A 20,281-nucleotide genomic window follows, 5' to 3' on the forward strand; every position below is an offset into this window, starting at 1 on the left:
CTTCGCGCCGATTCGCCGGGATCGCCTCCAGCAGCGGTTTGCGGTCGGCGGACCGTTCTTCCTTGATCGCGGCGAGCTCTGCCCACACCGGGTCGGACATCAGCGGCCAGGTCGCGGTCAGATGCTCGACCGCGGCCTGCATGAACGCGTGCATTCCGGAACCGCGCGGATAGCCGTCCTGGCCGACCATCACGTAGTCCTCGCGCAGGGTGGAGGCGTAGTAGTCCGGCTCGGTGGTCGTGTAGTCGCCACGCACCGCGATGGCGATTCGCTCCGGATGCGCCATCATCTGCTGCAACGCGGTCTGGGTCAGCTTGTATTGCAGCACCCCGGAGGCGATCGACCGCTCCAGCGAATACCGCAGGTACGCAAGCTCTTGCGGTGGGAAGATGTCCTGGATGAGTCGCTGCGGCCCGTTCACCTTCTCCGGAGCGTTCGACACCAGGAACCGCTCGCCGATCTCGGCGATGATCTCCCGCGCCCGGCTCGGATCCGCCAGCACCGCCGACTGTCCCTCGACCATCAGCTCACGGATCACCGACACCGCGGTACGCGGCATCTCCGAGGACAGAAGCCACCCCTCCGGTGGCGCCTGCTGCTCGGATTCAGCCGTGGCCTCGTCGCTGTCCTGCTCGGCGCCGGACTGCTCCGCGTCCCGCGAATCACCGGATCGGTCGGCCGGATTCGAGCCGATGTAGGCGTTGTCGCCGGGGCGGGGGGCGTTCACATCGCCGGTGTCCAGGACGATCGCCTGTTGGTTCTGGTAGGCGGTGGCCCACAGGGCGACCGTGCCCTCGCGGGTGCCGCCCGCGAGATCGGCCAGGGAGACCTGCTGGGACCGGCCGCTGGGCAGGGCCGCGACCGGGGCGTCGAAGTATTCGCGGCCGTTCTCGACACGGTTCAGCGTGACCCGCTCGCCGTTGAGTTCGAAGACGTGGCGGCCGTCGACCTCGCCGACATAGTGCAGCGACATGGCGTGGCCGATGGCGCCGTGCCGGTCCGGGTTGCCGCGCTGTTCGATGACGTAGGCGGTGGTGCCGGGACCCGCGTTGATCAGACCTTGGACCAAGCGGGCATGGCCGCTGGCCTGGTCGTCGGTGGCGAAGCCTTGCAGCGGTGCGCCGTTGAGCGCGGGCACCAGATCGCCGAACCGCACACCGGCCAGCGTCGACGGAGCCAGCAGATCCGCGTCGGTGACGACTCCGCCCTGTGCGGCGTTGACGTGCTCGCCCGCCAGTCGCACGCAGTTGTTGTCGTGCTCGTCGAGCAGGTAGCGCTGCGGGCCGAGGGTGCCGTCGCCGTCGGAGACGATCTTCACCTCGAGCACACCCAGGCCGGGTTCGCCGGTCACCCGCGCCGAGACATGCACGCCGCCGCGGGCGATGCCGTGATCACCGTGGTGGGACTGGGTCGCCAAGGCGACGAGATCGGTCACCTCGTCCAGTGCCGTCTCGACCTTCGCCTGGGGCCAGCCGGACATGATGGCGGACAACTGATCTCGGATATGGCCGAGCCCCTGCACGCCGTAGTACAGCGTGCTGCCGAACCGGCGGGTGCGCGCCGGATCGTTGGCTATCGGGTCGATCTCGGAGGTGAACCCGAGCGGTGTCGGGCGCGCACCGGTCAGGCGCTGCCAGAGGGTGCGCGCGCGCGGATGGCGCGGGCGCTGATCCCAGTCGTAGCCCGCGGCTTTCGCCGCCGCGGTCGCCTGTTGCACGGTGGCGCCGGGGTTCTGCGCGAGGAACTCGATCGAGGCGAGTGCGGCCTCGATCCCGACGATGTCCTCGCGCACCGCCTGGTTGGACAGCAGCCGCTGCCACATGGCGGCGATGTCGGTGTTCTGCGGGATCTCTGTGTTGCGCAGCAGGTACTCGCGCACCTGGCGCAGTGTCTCGATGATCTCGTCGCGGGAGCGCAGGTTGCCCGCGTGGTCTTTGAGCCAGGTCGAGCCGTCGCCGTGCTTGGCCATGGTCGAACCGTCGGGGTCGCGCACCCAGGCATTGCCCTTGCCGCGCACCCAGCGCTTCGGATCGCCGCCGGAGTAACGATCCGGATCGGCGAGGGCATGGTCGGCGATCTGTGCCAAGTTGCTGTCGGCCTCGAAGACCCGGTTGCGCTCGAAGCCCTCGTAGGCGGCCTCGGTCCGCTCCCGCAGCTCGGCCCGTTCGGCTTCGTTGTCGGCCCAGCGCTGCCGCAGCGCCTCTGGAATCTCGACGCTCTCGCCGGTGTAGGGCAGCGCGTAGGAGCCGTCCAGGCGCGCCTGCTCCGAATTCAGTTGCGGTTTGGCCAGTTCCGGGTTGTGCAGCGTCTGCGGATCGGGCTGGCTGGTGTCGAGCCAGCCGTAGGTGCGGGTGCCGCGCACCATCGGAATCAGCTGGATCCAGCGGCCGTCGCGCACCGCCGGAATCCATTGCGCGACATCGGCCATTGCCCAGGCCAACGCCGGATGTCGTTTGGCGAAGTCGGCCGAGAGCGGCAGCTCGATCGACTTCCCGTGCGCGGTGTTCGCGGGCAGCCACCGGGTGGCCGAGAGGACGAACTTGCCGATCCACGGACGGTTCTGGATCAGGTTCTTCGTCCACGGATGGCCCGGAATCCGGTCCAGGATGCCCAGCGCGAAAATACGCAGGTGGAACAGGTTGAGCCCGACATCGGAGCTCCACGCGTTCACACCCTCGGGGACGTTGTAGATCGTCGGCGAGAACGGCGGATTCTGCGGGAACAGGAACCCTGGAACCTCACCGGCCTCGAATTCGTGCAGCCCGGCCATGATCTTGTCGAAGGTCGGGACCATAGAGACCTTGAACAGGAACGGCGGCTGCGGATCGGTCCACTTCTCCTTCTCCCACTTGCGCGGATGCTTCCCCGGCTCCCAGGCGCCTGCGCGCTGGGTCAGTTCGGCATCGGTGGACGGCAGATCGACGGTGCTCTCGTAGTGGCCCCGCGCGTCGAGCTGTACCCGAGTGAACCGCACGGTCAGCGGCGTGGTGTCCGACTTCGCCATGCCGAGCAGCAGATTCAGGTCGGTCCGCGCCGACAGCGTCGCTTGCAGCGCCTGCCGGTAGCCGTTGACGTCCGTGTCGGTGCCGACGACCACGATCTCGCTGTCCCCGAACAGCCCGGTGGGCTGCGCGGCGGGCCGCACGCCGACCCGCTCCGAGATCGGCAGCAGGCCGAGGGCGTTCATCGCGTCCAGCGCGGCCTGCCGCTCGGCCAGCTCGCCCCGTTGCGATTCCGCGTCTTTCAGCTGCTTGGCGGCCTCGCGTAGCTGCTGCACCAGCTCGGCGCCAGGTTCCCGCGGTCCGGGGTAGCGGGGGTTGAGGTGATCGGTATCGCTGATCTGGAAGACCTGGGCGAGCGCGGCCCGCGCATTCGTCGCGGAGATGATCTCCGTCGTCAGCGCGGACTTCATCAGGGTCAGATCACCCGGCGGCAGCTTCCTCCGCAGCAGTTCCAGCGAGTTCTCCACCTCGCTGAGAGCATGCGTGGCCTGCCGCAGTTCGGCGCGGGCAGCGGCCAGATCCTGGTTCCGGGCCTGCTCCGCTTCCGGAGTATCGACCGTGTCGGCCTCGAGCAGCGCGATGCCCGCACGCAGCTTGTCCCGCAACGCTCTACCGCGGTCGATCTGCTGTTCCAGTGTCTGCTGGACGCGCTCGGCGGTCTCGATGCGGTCCCGCAGCTGGAACGCGGCCTCGAGGTTGTCCACGAGGTCGATATCGGAGCGGAACCGCGCGATCTCGGTGTCGCCGCCCAGGTGGGTGGCCAGCTGCGCCTCCAGCGCGTCGATGCGGGCTTGCAGGTCGCTGCCCTGCTGCGTGATCGAGGTCTGCCACACCTCGACCGCCGCGGCGCGCGCGGACTCCGCCGCACCGGTTTCCGCGACGCGCTGCTCGATGTCGGCCGCCAAGCTACGGGCCAGCTCGCGATCCCCGGCGTTCTGCGCGGCCATGGCTTGCTGCCGCAGATCCGCGATCTCGGCGCGCAGGTCGGCTTCCCTCGCCACCGCGGCGGCCATCTCGGCGCGCAACCGCGCCACCTCGGCCGCCGGGCTGGGCGGCGCGTTGGCCGGTGGCTGCCGATGCGCGGGCACCGGGGCGTTCGGGTCCGGTGTCTGGCCGATGGCGAGATCGGCGGCGGGCAGTGCGGCGGCGAGGTCGCCGAAGTTCGCCACCTGCTGACCGGCCTTCCAGGCCACGGCCCAGGTGGCTTTGGTTTCGTAGCGGCTACCGCCGGTGAGATCGGCCAGCGAGACCCGGGTGCCGTCCGGGGCGACGAACCATTCCAGGTTGCTGCGCTTGGAGCCGACCTCGTCGTAGGTGACGCGGCGGCCGTCGATCTCGAACTGATTGCCGCCCAGATACTTCACGGTGTAGGAGTGCGCGCCGACACCGTGCGCGTCGGGGGTCCATCGCTCGTCCAGCACCCAGGCGATGGCGCCGGGGCCGCCCTGCTCGCGCAGCGCCTGGATCAGTTCGACGTGGCCGCGGGCGTCGCTGTTGTCGAAGCCGCCCGGCTGGGCGCCGCGCAGCATCGGCCGCACGTCCTGCCAGTCGCGGCCGGACAGGTTGTTCGGCAGAGGGATCGGGACATCGACGATGTTGCCCTGGTCGGCCAGGACACGACTGAGCGAATCGGAGACACAGGTGTTGATCGCGGCGGGACCGGCGGGATCGATCTCGCTGCTGTAGTAGGTCACCAGTGCCGTCAGGGCCTCGATCTCGGCGGCGGTCTGGCGGACCTCGGCACGCAACTGCTGGTGCAGCGCGGTCAGGGTGTCGGGGTCGCGGACGAACAGGTCCGCGAACTTCTCGGTCTTGAACTTTCCGAAGGCCGCCTTGTACTGCGCGTCGGTGGTGTTGTAGATGTCGGCGCCGTGCAGGCGCACCCAATCCTGCTCTGGTACCGGCACTCCCGGCACGGTGCCAGGACCGGCTAGTTGCAGTCGCGCGAGCAGCAGATCGACGTCGGCGATCAGCTCCGCCAGGTGCGCGGGCGCGTCGGCGAGGTTGATCGGGGCGATGTCGTCGGCGATCCGCGGATCCCGGGTGAACAGCTCCGGATCGGCCTCCAGCTGCTTCAGCAGCGCGTCGATCTCCTTGGTCAGCTTCGGTTTCGCTGTCTTCAGCGCCTCTAGCGTGGCCTTGGGATCGGTAGCCAGCTCGGCCCGGGACAGCTCCAGCTTGTTCAGTGCGGTGTCGAGCTTGTGGTAGGCGTCCAGGGCGTGCAGGTTGCGCGCGTACTCGACCAGCGCCTCGATCTGAGCGGCGCGTACCTCGTTGTCGAAACGCAGCCGCTCCAGGGTGGCGTCGATCTGGCCCGGGGTCAGATCGACGCGACCGATCGGCAGGCGGCCCACCAATTCGGTGATGGCTGCTTCGATTTCGCCGCGCGACATCCGGGACAGGTCCAGCGCCGGGCCGCTCGGTTCCGCCTGCGCCGGATCGGTGACCGTCTGCCAGGGGCCGCCCTCGTAGCGCACCATGGTGACGGTCAGGTTCCGGCCGTCGAACTCTTCCGAGATATGGCGTACCGCAGGCGAATCCACCGCCGCCGTGGCCACCCGCCAGGTGCCGCCGACCTCACGCGGCCAGGCCACGCGGTACTCGACCTCGAGACTGCCGTTGTCGATCAGCTCCACCAGTTCGGAATTCGCCGGGTCGGCTAGTGCCTTCGCCAGCGCCGCATCGTGATTCATGGCGTTGTCGATGACGACCAACTTCATCGGCGAACCGACCAGCCCGACGCCCGGATGGTTGGCCGGATCGATCAGGAACCCGCCGCTGACCCGAATCCATTCGCTGCCCGCGATATTCGCCATCACCTCGGCGTGCTGACCGAAATTGTCGTCGGCGTCGAGGACCTGCTGCGCCTGCCGCTGGAAGGCGGTGACCGCATCCTGGAGGTCGGTGAGCCGAGTCTGCAACTCCGTCAGCACATTCGGGCTCTCGGGATCGATGCCGAGAATGTGCGCGCGGTGGTCCAGCTCGGTGCGGATGTGGTGGCGGCGCAGGGCCTCCTCGAAGAATCTGCGGCCCGCGGGTGTGTCGCGGTGCGACAGGTCCCACCACATGCGGCCGCCCTGCATGTTGTTGTTGACGCCGGTCCAGCCCATGAGGGTCGCGCGACCGTTCCGGGCCGCCTCGACTTCGCGCGCGTACCGCTCCAGCGGGCTCGGCCGGTTGATGACCGCTGCCGGTAGCAGATGCGACAGGTCGATATCGGGCAGGAAGGGAATGTCCGCGTTCTCCGCGTCGTACCGGGCCAGCGCCGCTTTGAACGCCTCGGCCGTAACGGCTTCGCGGGTCAGCAGATACCGCGCCTGATCGATGGCGGCGCGCACCGACTCCGGGCTCAGGTCCGGCAGTTCGATGCCGAGCGGGCCCGCCAGCGCCAGCAGCGCCCGCGCCCGCGCATCCAGCTCCTGCGCGGCCTGCCGGACCTCCTGACCCCATTCGGCGAGCTCGTCGTGCGCCAACGCCGACGGATCGTGTTCGGCGTCGGCGGGGACCGGCGGTTCCAGCGAGGCGTCGATTCCAGGCGTGGGCTGCGCGGGCGGAAGTGCCGGTGGCGCGGGCGGTCCCGCGAGGAAGCGGTCGGCCAGCCCGAGGCGGCGGAGTTCGGCCTCGTTCTCGCTGATCTTCTGCGGGTCGGCGTCTTCGCGGGCGTAGTCGTAGACATCGCCGGTGCGCGTGACGGGTCCGTGCGACTCCGCCGACGTGACCTGGCCGAGCAGGAAGGCCTTGATCTTCGGCCAGTTGCGCTTGAGGTTGACCACCTCGCGCACGGTGAACGCGGGGTTGGCCTCGAAGTTGCCCCAGAAGTCGCTGTCGGCCAGCTGACCGAAATTCTGCACCGTGAACGACTGGCCCAGCGGCACCATCTCCGACGGCGGGTGCTGCGGGTTCACCACGCCCTGCCGGTCTCGCAGGGTCCGGATGACGCCCGGGTCCGCTTCCGGCGCCTTGGCGATCGCGGCGGTGGGCACCTCCGGCGCGGGCAGGCGGGTGGCCGGTTCCACGCGCCAACCGCCGGAACCGTCCGGCGTCAGCTGGACCGGGATACGTTCGCCGCCGACCTCCAGGTCGATTCGCACGGGGCCACCCGGTGTCGGGCCCGCTTGCAGCACCTGGGTGACATCCGCCAGATCCGCGACCGCCTGGGCGCGGGCCAGTGTCTCCGCCCGCAGCCGCTCCAGGGTGTCGGTCAGGTTCGCCGACGCCAGGCCGTCGGCCGGGATCTGGAGCAGCTTCGCCCACACTTCGATGATCTTGTCGATCTCGGTCCGCTGCTGGGGGTCCAGCGCGAGGTCACGGCGCCCCATGGCGGTGGCCAGCGCTTCGATCGCGCCAGCGCGCAACAGGATTCGATAACGCTGCTGCGCGACGGTGGTCGCGAGATTCGCCGGTTCGCGCTGCTCGGTCGTGAGCTCGAGCTGGTCGGCGAGCGACTGCTGCGCCTGCGCCATGGTGAGCGGGCGCGGCGGGTCGGCCGGGTCCGGCGGCGACACCAACGGCCCCGCGACGGCAGCCGGGTGTGCGAGCGGAATCGGCGGCGCCGGTTGGGTTTCCGGCGGGTTGCCGATCGACCGCTGGAACTCCTCGGCCGCGTCGCGCTGGGCTAGGAAATCGGCGTCGGACGGATCCGACGGGTAGCGCCAGTAGTGCTCCCCGGGGAACTGCTCGTCCGCTGTGAGCGTGTCGAAGTTCGCCGGGAACAGCATGTGCTGGTTCGCCAGGCCGTCCGGCGAGGCATCCAGGAAGTGCCGGGTCAATGCCATCTGCGACATGTCCTGGAGTGCGGACTGCGGATCCGGCAGTGCCCCGAGGGTTTCCGCGAGACCGAGGCGCTCGGCCAGGGTCTGCGCGTAGGCCAGGTGCGCGGCGGAAGGCTCGGCCCCGGATTCCGGTTCCGTACGCAGACTCGGTGTTTCGCCGAAGAACCGCGCCGCCTGATGCACCGGGTCCTCGGGCCTACGCGGAGTGGGCAGATCCTGGCCGAAACGCACACCGGCGTCCGGCATCGGCCCCTCGTCGCCGAGACCCGGGACATGAGCGTCGTTCTGGAAGATGCTCGCCCAGGTGGCCGCGGTCTCCGCCGGTGTGCCACCGGTCAATTCGGCCAGCGACAGCGGATCGGTGCCGCCACTGGGGCCGAGGTCGAACAACTGCTCTTGGCCGTTGTCATCGATATCGGTGAGCAGAACCCGCTGGCCGTCCACATCGAAGACATCCTGGCCCAGGTAGGTCACGGTGTAGATGTGGCCGCCGACACCGTAGTCGTCGACAGTGGTCCGCTGGTCGATCACCAGGGCCGAGGCGCCCGGGCCCTGCGCACGCAAGGTGGTCAGCAGGCGGGCATGTGCGCTGCCCTCCTCCCCCGGCAGGAACGGCTCGGGCTGCGCGGTCCCCAAGCGGTCCGACAGATCGGCCCACGGCACACCGCCGATCCGGTCGGGATCGACGGCGAACTCGCCGAGCACGTTCGGGTGCCGCACTGCCAGCTGGTCGAAAGCCCTTGGCACACAGTGATTGATGGGCGTGCCGCCGGTCGGCACGCGGTAGTAGGTCTCCGACAACGCCGCCAGAGCGGCCAGATCGGCGGCATCCGCGCGGACATCGGCCCGCAGTTCCGCCAGCGCCTCGGCGATCTGCTCCGGCGTGCGCAGCGCGGCCGCGTCGAGCCGGCCCGCCCGGAAATTCTTGTAGATCGACTCCAGCTCGGCCGGGGTGGCGGTGTCCATGTCGACGCCAAGCAGGTGCAGCCAGTCGGCGTCCGGATCCGGGATGCCGGGGACCTTGCCGGGCAGCGTCTGGCCGTGCCGGGCGAGCGCCAGGAAGTCCGCCATATCGTCGACGAGCAACCCCACCTGGTCGTGGGTGTCGCTGTGATGCATCGGCAGCCCACCCGGCCGCAGCCGATCCTGCGCGTCGTAGAGATTCGGATCGAAATCGACCAGATCGGGGTCCCGGTTCAGCAGCTTCGCCAGGGCGTCCAGCTTCTTGGCCCGTTCGGGATGCCGCTGCTTCAGCTCCTCGATCGCGTCGAGCGGGCGCCCGCGCAGCTCGGACCGGTTCACCTCGGCCTCGTGCAGCGCCCGTTCGAAGGCGTTGAAGCGGGCCACATTCGCGTGCAGGCGGGCCAGATCGGCCATGGCCTCGATCCGCACCGCGCGCAACCGGTTCGCGGCCCGTGCCGTGTCGAGGGTGTCCTCGACACGGTCCGGGGCCAGATCGGCCAGCTGGACACCCTGCCGAGCCGCCGCGTCCTCGACGCGGGCTACCAGCTCCGCGGTCGACAGCGCGGTGGGGTCGGGCACCGGAATCCGGTTGTCCGGCGGCGTGACCGCGCTTTCGCTGGGGATGACTCGCCAGGGGCTGTCGTCGTCGTCGCGGACCATGGTGAACTCGAGCCCGCGACCATCCACGGCGCCGGAGAAATGCCGGACCTGCGGCGCGTCCACCTCGGCCACATGGATGACGCCGGAGCGGTCGGCCCAGGCGACCCGGTACTCCAGCTCCAGCTCGCCCTGGGTCAGCATTTGCGCGATATCGGTATTACGCGGGTCGGCGAGCGCGTTGGCCAGCTGCTGGTCGTGATCGCCGCCGTCGTTGATCACCACCAGGCGCTGCGGATCGCCGTCCAGCAGGCCGATACCCGGCGCATTGTCCGGATCCAGCAGGTCGCCGCCCTGGTCGAGCAACCACCGGTGCCCCGCCGTGGCCGCCATCTCCTCGGCGATTCTGGCGAATGCGGTGTCGGCGTCGGTGTAGGCGGCCGCCAGTCGCTCGAATACGGCTGCCTCTCGCGCCAATTCAGCAGCGCGGTCGTGCAGGGCGGTCAGCGCGCGGGCGACATCGGCCGGGCTGTGCGCGGCCGGATCGACATCGAGCAGGTTGGCCCAGGTGCCCAGTTCGGCGCGTACCTGTTCGCGCTGCACCGCCTCCAGGAACGCCTGGCGGGCCTCCGGGCTCGGGTTGCCCTCCGGATCCCACCAGAGCTTCAGCCGCGTCGGATTGTTGTTGACGCCATTGGCTTCGGAGTCCGCACCGGGCAGACCAGCCTTGATGGCCTGCTCGCGCATATAGCGCTCGAGCGGATCCGGCCGCGCGTCGTTGGTCGGCAGATAGCGCAGGCGCTCGTTCTCGTTGTGGAACCGCGTGGCCGCCTGCGCGTACGCCGCGGCCGCCGCGGCCTGCCGCATCGCCCGGTAGTTCGCCTCACCGACCGCGGTCCGTACCGCGTCGGGGCTGAGGTCGTCCAGCGATAGCGACAGCGCGGCCGCGCCCCGGTAGAGCGCGATTCGGGCGGCATTGCGGTCGGCGATGGCATTGCCGAGTTCCGTGCCGCGGCGGGCCAGATCCGGATCGGGGCCTTGCGGTTCGGCGTCCGGAACCGGCGCCACCACGTCCTCGTCGATGCCGGCGCGCTCGTCGGGCGCGATCGGATCCGGCGCCAGCGGTTGACCGATCTGGGGACTGGCCGAGTAGTTGCCGGTGACCAGGGTCCAGAACGCCTCGCGGCCCTTCCACAGCTTCGACGCCTGCAACGCGAAGAACGCCGGATCCCAGTTGAACCCACTGACATCGGCCGCCGCGTCACCGGACAGCAACTCGATCTCCGCGCCGAACGCGTTGTAGAGATCGCTGTTGTTCTCCGAACCGAGCGCGTACTGGATCGGCCGACCGGTGCCGTGGCTGCCGAGGTGGGTGCGCAGGAACTGCAACGCCCGCTTCCACCGGCTCTGCGGTTGCGCGTCGGGGTCGCTCGACGGCTCCGGCACCGGCGGCGGCGCCAGCGGCTCGGCGGGCCGCACCCGCCATCCTCCGGAACCGTCGGCGGTCAGCAGCACCGGCACCCGCTGACCGTCCACCACCACCGTGTACCGGCGGGTCTCGCCCTCGGCCACTCGGTCGGCCCGGCCCTCGGCCTCGTGCACCGCTTGGGCGACATCGGCCAGATTGTTCAGGGCCACGGCGCGGGCAAGCACGTTGTCGCGCAGCCGCTCCAGTGTCGTGTCGACCTGCCCCTCAGCCAGGTCGCTTTCCGAGAGCTGGAGCAGATCCGCCCATTGGTTGACGATCTTGGTGAGATCCGCCCGCTGATTGGGGTCGACGGCGGCAGCCAGCCGGGCCATGGCGGCCGCGAGCGACTCGACCGCCCCCGCCCGCAGCATGGTCCGATACCGCTGCTCCGCGATGGTTTCCGCGAGCTTCGCCTTGGTCACCTGGTCGGCGTTCAGGCGCAGCTGTCGCAGCAGCTGCGCCTGCTCCGACTCCGGCGCGAGCGTATGCGGGGCCCGGGAATCGGGCCGGGCCGGCGCCGGTCCCAGCGCGGGTGCGATCGCGTCCGGCACGGCGATCGGCATGGCGGGCGCCGGGGTGTCGGGATCGACAACCGGCAGGGCGTGGGCTTCGTCGCGCTGCCGGGCGAAATTCGGGTCGCTCGGATCCGGCGAGTAATTCCAGTACCGCTCGCCCAGATGCTGCTCGTCGATGCTCAATGGAGCGAAAGCGGCCGGGCCCATGTGCTCGTTCATGTGCCCGGTGACCGGGGTCGGGTCGAGGAATCCGCGCGCCCAAGCCATTTGGGCCAGATCCGCGAGGATCCGGCGCGAGTCCGTGAAGCTCGACAGCGAGTCGCCGAGGCCGAGTGCCTGCGAAAGGCGGGTCAGGCGGTCGCGGTCGGCGTCGGTCAGCGGGGACAGGTCGCCCGTCGGCGTCGTCTGGCGAGCCGGGATCGGCTGCGGACCGGACGCCGATTCGGCTTCGGGGTCCGGAGTCTGCTGTGCCTCGGGATCGGGCTGCGCTCCCGGATCGGGAGTCTGCTGTGCTCCCGGATCAGGCTGCGCACCAGGATCGGGAGTCCGCTGAGCCTCCGGATCGGGCTGCGCACCCGGGTCCAGGTTCTGCTGCGAATCCGGGTCCGGCGCGGGCTGGTTGGCGCCGCGCTCTTCGTCGCGCCTGCGCTGCTCCTCCTGCTGACGCTGTTCGTCCAAGAAGCGCCGGAGGTCGCGCATCGGATCGCGGCGGCCCTGATCGTCGCCGACCCGCGGCCGGTTGTCATCGTCGTCGTGGCCCTGGGTGGCGGCACCTGTCGCGAGCGGGCGCACCGCCAGCGGGCGCACGGAGTTGCCGTTCGCGTCGTAGACCATGACCCAGGTCTTCTTCGCGTCCGGCAGATTGCTCGGGTCGAACTCGACCGGGCCGTCCGGATGCTTGTACGGGTCGTCGAGCATGATCTTGCCGGTCGCCTCGTCGTAGTACATGACGTACGCGTGCGCACCGACACCGTGCTCATCGACCGTTCGATTCTGGTCGACGACGATGACCGTCGCCTTACCCTTCATGAACTTCAGCGCCTCGGCGATCGCCTTGTGCGGCGACTTGCGCTTGCCGACCTTGACCTCGGTCGCCTGGGAATCGGCGTGCGCTTCGAGCCGACGCATGGACACGCCGTCCAGGCCCACTTCGGTCGGTACGGTGATGTCCGGGTTACCGGTACGCTGGCGCGCCCGGTACAGCGCCTGCTCGGAACACCCGTTCTCCCGCAATGGGGGCCGATCGGTGTCCAGGTACGACTCGTTGTCGGGCGCTTGGAACTCGGTTGTGCCTGCGGCGATGTTCTCCAGCCGGTACATGCGGTCGACCGGCACGCCGTTCTTCGGCGGCTTCGCGCCGGTGGTATTCGGGGCGTTGAACTGGCGGAACAGACCGTTGGCGCGATCCTGGACGTGCACACGGACGTCGTCGCCGAAGTGCTTCTTCCGGATCATCGGAGCGTCTTCTTGGCCGGAGAAGCCGACCAGCACGACGTCGTCGACCAAACGCTCCAAACGACCCTTGCGGCCGGACGATTCGACGACGTCGACGCCGTAGCCGCGCGCGATGATCTTGTTCGAAACCGCGATCTCCGGTTGCCCCTGCGCCAACCGACCCTCGTTGAGCGCTGTTCGAGTCGCGCTGAAGGCGGCCAGATCCCGGGCGAGCAGCTTGCCACCTCGACGGGCATGCCAGGTGGTCATGGCCTGGGCCTTGTTCGGCGTGCCGTAACCGACCCATGCGATCGACGCCGCCGATTCGTCCACGCGTAGTCGTCCGGCGGTCGCCTGGTACTGGCCGGCCATCTGGCTCACGGTGCTGCCGATAGTGGCCAGCGACGCGTCCCGGCCCGGGACGTGCCAGGACAACTGGGTCGCGGTGTCGACGTCGCCCATGGCGATGGCCGCACGGCCGCTGCCGTTGAACGCGGTGGAGTCGAAGGCCAGGACGTACACCGGCGTGTTCGGCGCGACGGCTCGGGCCACCCCCTGCGCTGTGGCGATCGCCTGTCGGGTACGCAGCAGGTTCACCAGCTGCTTGTGCGAGATGGAGTCCAGCTTGCTCTGCCTGACCAGACTCTCCAGCTCGTTCGCGACGCGCTCGACCGTCTTCGCGGCCTCGGCGCGAGCCTCGTTGATCCGCTGTTTGGCTTCGGCTCGTTCCTGGGCGGCCTGACGGCGTGCCGCCGCCTTCTCCGCCCGGCTGCTGTCCGGATCCACTTGGGTCCGTGCCCGCGGCTGCTCGGCTTTCGCCTGCGCCAAGGCGGCCGCGGCCCGCTGTTGCTCGGCAAGCAGACTTGCCAACCGCGCCTGTTGGGCTACGGTCAACCCGCTGCGGGCGATCAGATCCCGCGACTCTCGGTCGATCCGTATCCAGTTGGCGGTGTGGACATCCGGCGCGGGGATGCCCGGCGCATTGTTGCCGAAGCTGGCCGGATGCACCCGGAGCAGGACCAGCCGCTGCTCCGGCGCGATCGAGTTCCACCGCTCGGAGTTCTTGCGCGCCAAGGCATCCGCCTCGGCCTGAGTGGCGTTGGGGCCGAGTTGGAAATCGGCGGGCTTCGGCTTGCCCGCCATGCTGTCGAGGATATCGGCGGCCTGCTGCTTTTCCGCGTCGGTCGCTGGACTGGTGTCAGGCGCCCGGCGCGGGCGAGCGTTCTCGTCGGTGTCGGGATTCTGGCCTGCCGAATCGTCCGGCTGGTTCCGGGTTTCCGGATCGGTATCGGGATCCGTGCTGGTGTCCGGATCGGCGCTGGGGCGTGCCGGAGCCGGGGCCGCAGGGGTCGGTGGCGGAGGCGGCAGGAACAGCGCGGAATCCTCGCCGACATCCGGACGCGCCGCCGGGTCCTCGTCGCTGTCCGGACGCGCGGGCGCATCCTCGTCACTGTCGGGTCGTGCCGGGGCATCCTCGTCGCTGTCGGGCCGCACTGCCGGGTCCCGGTCGCTGCGTGGCCGCGCGAGCGCATCGTCGTCGGTGTCGTTCTGTGTCGCCGGATCCAGGGTGCTATCGGTCCGCGCCTGGGCGACCTGTGGGTCGCTTTCCGGTGTGACCTGCACCTGGCCGTCGGCGTCGCTCTCCGAGTCGACCGTGGTATCGCGTTGCGGCGCTTCAGTATCCGAGAACTGGGCCTGCACCTGACCGACCGGGGCCGCGCCGGGGGTTGCGGCCTGAACGGAGGAGCCCGCGCGCGACGCGGATGTCGACGCGGCGTCGGTGCTCGGAGTGACGTTGGCCGTGCCGTCGTTGAAACCGGCAACGGAGGTGTCCCCGGCGCGGGACACACCGGGCATATTGGGCGTCGAAGGCCGCCCCGCGCCCGGCTGGCCGGTGGCGGAGCTCGACTGGCCAGTTGTCGGAGACGCGGAGGTGGCCCCCGGCGCGGACGACGAGCTGCCCGGCGCGACACTGGACGCACCCGTGCTCGTGGACGCGCCCGGCGCCGACGTGCTCACACCGGGCGCAGTCGACCCCGGCGCCGCCATTCCGGCTCCGTTGAACGCGGTGTTCGAGCCGATGTTCAGGTTCGAGTGGGGGTCGACCGAAATGCCTGCGCCAGAACCGATTTGGGAGCCGCCCAGCGGTGTACCGGCTAGGTTGTCGACCGCGCCCGGATCGGTGACCGGGCTGACCCGCGCCGCCCCCGCTCCTGGATCCGTAACACCCTCTCCAGCAACAGGATCCGACGCACGCAAGCTGGGATTGTCGGCTGCCGAACTCGAATCACCCGCCTGGGGAGCCGAATTGCTCTGGTTTCCACCAGAATTCGACGAATTACTGTCACTCGCACCGGCTTCCGAGCTCTGCTGACTCGACTGCGGACCCGCCTGCGGACCGGCGCCGGCCTGCTGCTGGTTTCCCGCGCCCGAGTCGGCGGCACCGGCCTGCGGCGCGTTCGTATCCTGCCCGGCTGGCGGTGCGGACGTGTTGCCGGCACTGGCGGTGTTCGTGCCCGGGCTGTTGTCCCCGGCCCCGTTCTGATTTCCGGCGCCCGAGTCGGCGGCACCGGCCTGCGGCGCGTTCGTATCCTGCCCGGCTGGCGGTGCGGACGTGTTGCCGGCATTGGCAGTGTTCGTGCCCGGGCTGTTGTCCCCGGTCTCGTTCTGATTTCCGGCGCCGTTCTGATTGCCGGCGCCATTCTGATTGCCGACGCCATTCTGGTTTCCGGTGCTGTTCTGGTTTCCGGTGCCCGAGTTGTCCCCGGTGGGATTGGCGGGATCGGTCCCATTGGTCGGCTGACCTGGCGGCGCGGTGCCGTCCGGCGGGCTCACGTTGAAGTTCCCGCCGCCGATGTTGGGCCCACCCAAGAACTGACGGTTGCCACGGAAACTCGACGCCGCGGACGGGATCGCACCGGAAAGGCTGCCACCGACGAACGCATGCGGAGTCCACTGGCCGGTCAGCAGGCCTGCCATCGTCGCACCGGCCGCGCCCGCACCAATGCCGACCAGCCCACCACCGAGGGTGCGGGTCCACCGGTTGTCGCTCGACATCATCCGGTTGAGCGCCGGAATATGTCCCAGGCCATACCCGGCGCCACCACCCGCGGCACCCGCCGCGAACGAGACACCCACGTTCTTCAGGTAGCCTCCCCAGTCGAAGGGCTGCGACTTCAGGCCCTCCGCCTTGAGGATGTTGTGGATAGCGGCTTCCTCGATGGTGGTTTGGACGACCTCGACCAAACCCTCCTGAATCATCTCGTAGACGACCTTGGCGATGACGGTGCGCGCCGCCTCGGACAGGAAGCGCTGACCGATGATTCGAGCGATGGCGCTCTCCAGAATCCCGCCGATCACCCGGAAAGCGGCGCGGGTGGCAGCGATCGCACCGGCCTGGACGGCGGGCGCGGCCGGGCCCGCGGCCGCCGCCCAGGTCAGCTCGATGACCAGCCAGCCGAGCGCGAAGATCGCACTCAAATGATTGGCGTGTACCTCGCCGGTGAAGTCGTCGACCGCGGTGGCCAGCTGGTCGAAGGACTTGCCCATCAGCTCGATGGAGCCATGCTTCGGGTCTTGGCCGTGGATTACGCTCTGGAGCGAATCGAAGATCTTCTCGCCGCCGCTGCCCAGCGGGTAGGACACGCGGACCGATTGGCTGGCGGTATCGGCTTCTGCGATGGCGTGCTCGAGGATCTCCCGACCGACCTCACGCAGCACATCCGAGATCCCGTCCAGATCATTGGGATCGATGTGGGTGATCTCCGCACCCGCCACCCACCCGACCCAGGCGAACTCGTCGGGAATATGCCAGTAACCCATCTAAACCGCGCGCACGTCACCAAACCGAGTCGGTGACGCCCTTTCCGGTTTCGGGCTTGTCCTCGATGGTCTCCACATCGGTGAAGACCATCTCCGTTTCCTCGCGCTCGGCGTCGCCTGGCGGCGCGACGGAAACCGGGGGTTCCGTGGGGATCTCGCTCTGGAAGTCGGGCATCCCCGGGATCACGTCGGAGAGCTTGGGCAGCCGCGCTCGCTCCTCCGCCAAGGGGGCCATCACTCGCTTGCTCTGATCGAACACATCCTGGGCGGCCTGCTGAGCCAGCCGAGTGATGGCTTTGGCGATGTCCTCGTAGCTGTATTCGTCGATGCCGCTGCCGAATTTGGTTTGGATGACCACCCCGTTCGCGTTCACCGTCACCGAGATCTGCCGGTCCCTGGTGCTCGCCGTGGCGGTGAGCTTGACGCGCTGCTGCTGCATCTCGGCGATCTCGCGGATGCGGCTGCGGAATTCGTCCATCACATCGGCGATCTCGGCATCGCGTCTGGCCATCTAGTTCTCACCCACTCCACAAACTCTCATGGCGGTCCGAGTGGACCGCCCGCCAACTACCAGCAACCGGTCCGGATCAGATGTTCTCGAACTGCTCTCGACGCTTCTGCTCCTCGCGTTCGGCGTTCGTCGCGTTCTGGAACTGGCCGTCGGACAGCTTGCCCCAGGACTTCGCCATGGTCCGTGTGCCCTCGACAGCGCCCTCGAGCTGGTATTTCAGACCCTTCGGATCATCCATGAACTTCTTGCCGAAGACCGGGTCGGAACTGACGATCGAGATCAGCGAATCCAGCTGCGCCTGCACTCGATCCGCGAGGCCGTCCATGCGGTCGCGGACCTTGCCGGTGTCGGTGCCCGCGATGCGCTGCTTTTCCACAAAACTCTCGACGTCCACGTGGCACCTCTCTTCTCACAACGCCCGTACCAGCCACAAAGCGGCTGATACGCAGATCTTTCCGACCATTCTGGCACCTCGGCCGACGCTGCGGGACGATTCACCGGCGGGAGAAGCTAAAGAACCCGTTAGGAATTCGCCATCGATCCGTTCCCTGTTGTTAACCCGCAATGGGCGGGCAATCAGGTCAGGCGTCGACCATCCCGTTGCGCTCCTGGAAGCGCTGCTCGAACTCCGCGATGTAGCGCGAGGGTGCGATCGAGGACGAGGATTGTTCCAGCACACCGTCATCGGCGATGTAGAACAGCGCACGGCCGATGGCGATCTCGCCCGGCGCGGTCGGCACGTAGACCATCCAGCCGCAGCTGATGCGGTCGGCGCGCAGCTGATCCAGCGGATAGCCGGTGGTGTCGAGATCGCGGTCGAGGATGTAGCGGCGCACCTGGTCGATGGCCTCGTCCTCGGGCATCGGATCCGGCAGCGTGGTGGCCACGCCGGCCATGGTGAGCTGGTAGAAGGCGCTGTCGATGTCGTAGCCTCCCTCGTCACCGAAGACGCTGATCAGCGTATCTCTGGTCACCACACCGGCTTCCGCGGCCGAGACCAGCGTGGCCACGGCGGCGACCTGGCCGTCGGTGGGCTCGGCGGCGACCAGGCCGGCGATCACGTTGGTCACCGTCTGCGCGGTCCAGATACCGGGCACGGCCTCGGCGAGCTGATCGGCCGCCGGCGAGTCGGCGCGGTACCAGCGACCGCCCTCCCACCAATAGCAGAACGACAGCAAACCGCTGGCGGCCCGCGGATTCAGCACCGGGTTCGCCACCCATGCCGGAGCACCGGCGTAGTACGCGGGCAGCTGCGCGCCCTGGTTGTATGCCGCGTCCAAGGCGGGCGCGTTCCAGACACCACCGGAGAGCACGGCCCGGCCACCGGGCAGCATGTACAGCGTCGAGCCGCCCCGCTTGGCGCCTTCGAACCAGCCGAGCGCAGGCAGAATACGCGGCCCCCACTCGGAACCGACGGCGACGAACGCGGCCGCCAGCAGCGACCAGCGGGCCCACAGCGTGGGCAGCGCCGGGAAATCGCGCTCCGAGATCGTCCCGCGCACACCGGCTTCCCGATCCGCGCGCGCCAAGACGGCGGCCTCGGCCGGGGTGCGGGACTGGCGGTTGCCGTGATTCACGTACGCGGCCAGCCACACCGGCAGCCGATCCCGCGGATTGGCTTCCAGGTCGGCCCGGTACACCTCGGCCGGGAACAGGTGATCGTCCGGGAACGGCTCGTCACCGTAGTCGTAGTCGATATCCAGCCGACCGGCCGGAGTCAGCTGCAACAGCAGCCGCCACCACGGGCCGTCGCCCATGGCGGCGGATACCTCGCGGTGCCTGCGCACCAGCTCCAGCACCGCCTCCGACGGCTGGACGCGGACCGAACGCTCCTGATCGTCGCTGAACACGATCTGCGCGACCTCGGCGACCGCGGTGAAAGCGAACACCGCGTCCAGCTTGGACCAGCCCTGCGGGCCGCCGGTGGCCAGTTCGCGGGCCAGATTGTGGCCGATCTCGCGGGCCTGCTCGGCCGGGTCCACGGTTTCGGGCTCGGGCTCCGGGTCGGAATCACCCAGCGAGAACTCCACATCGGGTTCGTCGCTGCTCTCTTCGAACGCCTGCTGGAACTCCTGGCGGAACTCTTCGTCGGCGCGCTGCTCGGGTGTGAGATTCGGCTGCTGATCGCCGGGGACCTGGTCGTCGCGGGCCTCGTCGTTCGGGCCTTGTGGGCTGGTCACGGTGCAGCTATCTCCTCGTTCACGCACCGGTAACCGGAATCCCGAGGGGCGTCCGGTTACAGGCTAGAGCCGACTTGCTGTCCTTCATCCTGGCACAGGCCGTCGAAAAGCGACCCGAAGGAAGCAGCTGGGAAGGAATTCTGGCGCACCCCCTGAGTTTTCGTCTCGCTCATGAGCGACGACTTCCCTAAGAACGTGTCAAGGTCTCGAGCATGCCAGTCCCCCGCCACCCGATATCCCTGCGGGCGGAACCTGCGATTTGCGAGGATCTGTGCGTGAGACTTGCGATAGTCGAAGATGACCCCGGAGTCGGCGACGCCCTGGTCGCGGCGCTGCGCGCCAAGGACTATCAAGCCGACCATCTTCGGCGCGGCTCCGACCTGCTGCTCACCCACGACCGCTACGACGCCGTCATCCTGGACCTGGGCCTGCCCGATATGGACGGCCTGGACGTCTTGCGCAAACTCCGCGAAGTCAGCTCGGTGCCGGTGCTGATCCTCACCGCGCGCAGCGGTGAACGCGCCGTCATCCGCGGGCTGCGCGCCGGAGCCGACGACTACCTGACGAAGCCGCCGCGCGTCGGCGAACTGGTGGCGCGCCTGGAAACCGTCACCCGCCGCGCCGGTACCCCCACCGCCCCCGCTCAGGTGGTGGTGACCGGCGATGTTCGCGTCGACCTGCAAGCGCGCACCGTCGAGGTCGCGGGCGCCCCGATCACGCTCACCCAGAAGGAATTCGAATTGGTGCGCGTCCTCGTGGAACGCCCGGGCGCCGCCGTCAGCCGCCAGCAACTCATGGACCGCATCTGGGGCGACGCCTTCGCCGCCATCTCCCGCGCCCTCGATGTCCACATGGCCGCGCTGCGCGCCAAACTTGGGCGCCCCAACCTCATCACCACCATCCGCGGCTACGGGTACCGCTGGGAAACGGGCCCCCCGGGCCTCTGACCACTACCGCGATCCACTGTCTGGAACAGGCGTAGGGGGACCGCTTTCCGCTCTCGGCACAGCGTGCTGG

At 69.0% G+C, this 20,281-nt stretch carries 5 protein-coding genes (1 of these 5 only partly in view); 1 reads left to right on the top strand and 4 read right to left on the bottom strand.

The features are described 5' to 3' along the window. From ABZV58_RS11870 to ABZV58_RS11885, 4 genes are all read right to left on the bottom strand, one after another. Window positions 1–16,573, bottom strand: partial view of a sigma factor-like helix-turn-helix DNA-binding protein gene (locus tag ABZV58_RS11870; RefSeq protein ID WP_355000133.1) — the start only. Its footprint begins 24,506 nt before the window's first position; 16,573 of the gene's 41,079 nt are visible here — the first part of the coding sequence; its start codon is at window positions 16,571–16,573; the stop codon falls past the left edge of the window. 16 nt (window positions 16,574–16,589) lie between these two features. Beyond that, complete coding sequence (locus ABZV58_RS11875) at window positions 16,590–17,084, bottom strand: YbaB/EbfC family nucleoid-associated protein (protein WP_355000134.1); 495 nt, start codon at window positions 17,082–17,084, stop codon at window positions 16,590–16,592. A gap of 76 nt (window positions 17,085–17,160) precedes the next feature. Beyond that, entirely contained in the window at window positions 17,161–17,478 is a 318-nt protein-coding gene (locus ABZV58_RS11880) for a hypothetical protein (protein WP_355000135.1), read from the bottom strand. A 187-nt stretch (window positions 17,479–17,665) separates the two neighbouring features. Then, entirely contained in the window at window positions 17,666–19,264 is a 1,599-nt protein-coding gene (locus ABZV58_RS11885; RefSeq protein ID WP_355000136.1) for a hypothetical protein, read from the bottom strand. 275 nt (window positions 19,265–19,539) lie between these two features. Between ABZV58_RS11885 and ABZV58_RS11890 the strand changes: the two genes are divergently transcribed. Next, entirely contained in the window at window positions 19,540–20,211 is a 672-nt protein-coding gene (locus ABZV58_RS11890; protein WP_355000137.1) for a response regulator transcription factor, read from the top strand. The last annotated feature ends 70 nt before the right edge of the window (window positions 20,212–20,281 follow it).

The organism is Nocardia sp. NPDC004654 (genome assembly GCF_040609595.1).
GTDB lineage: Bacteria > Actinomycetota > Actinomycetes > Mycobacteriales > Mycobacteriaceae > Nocardia.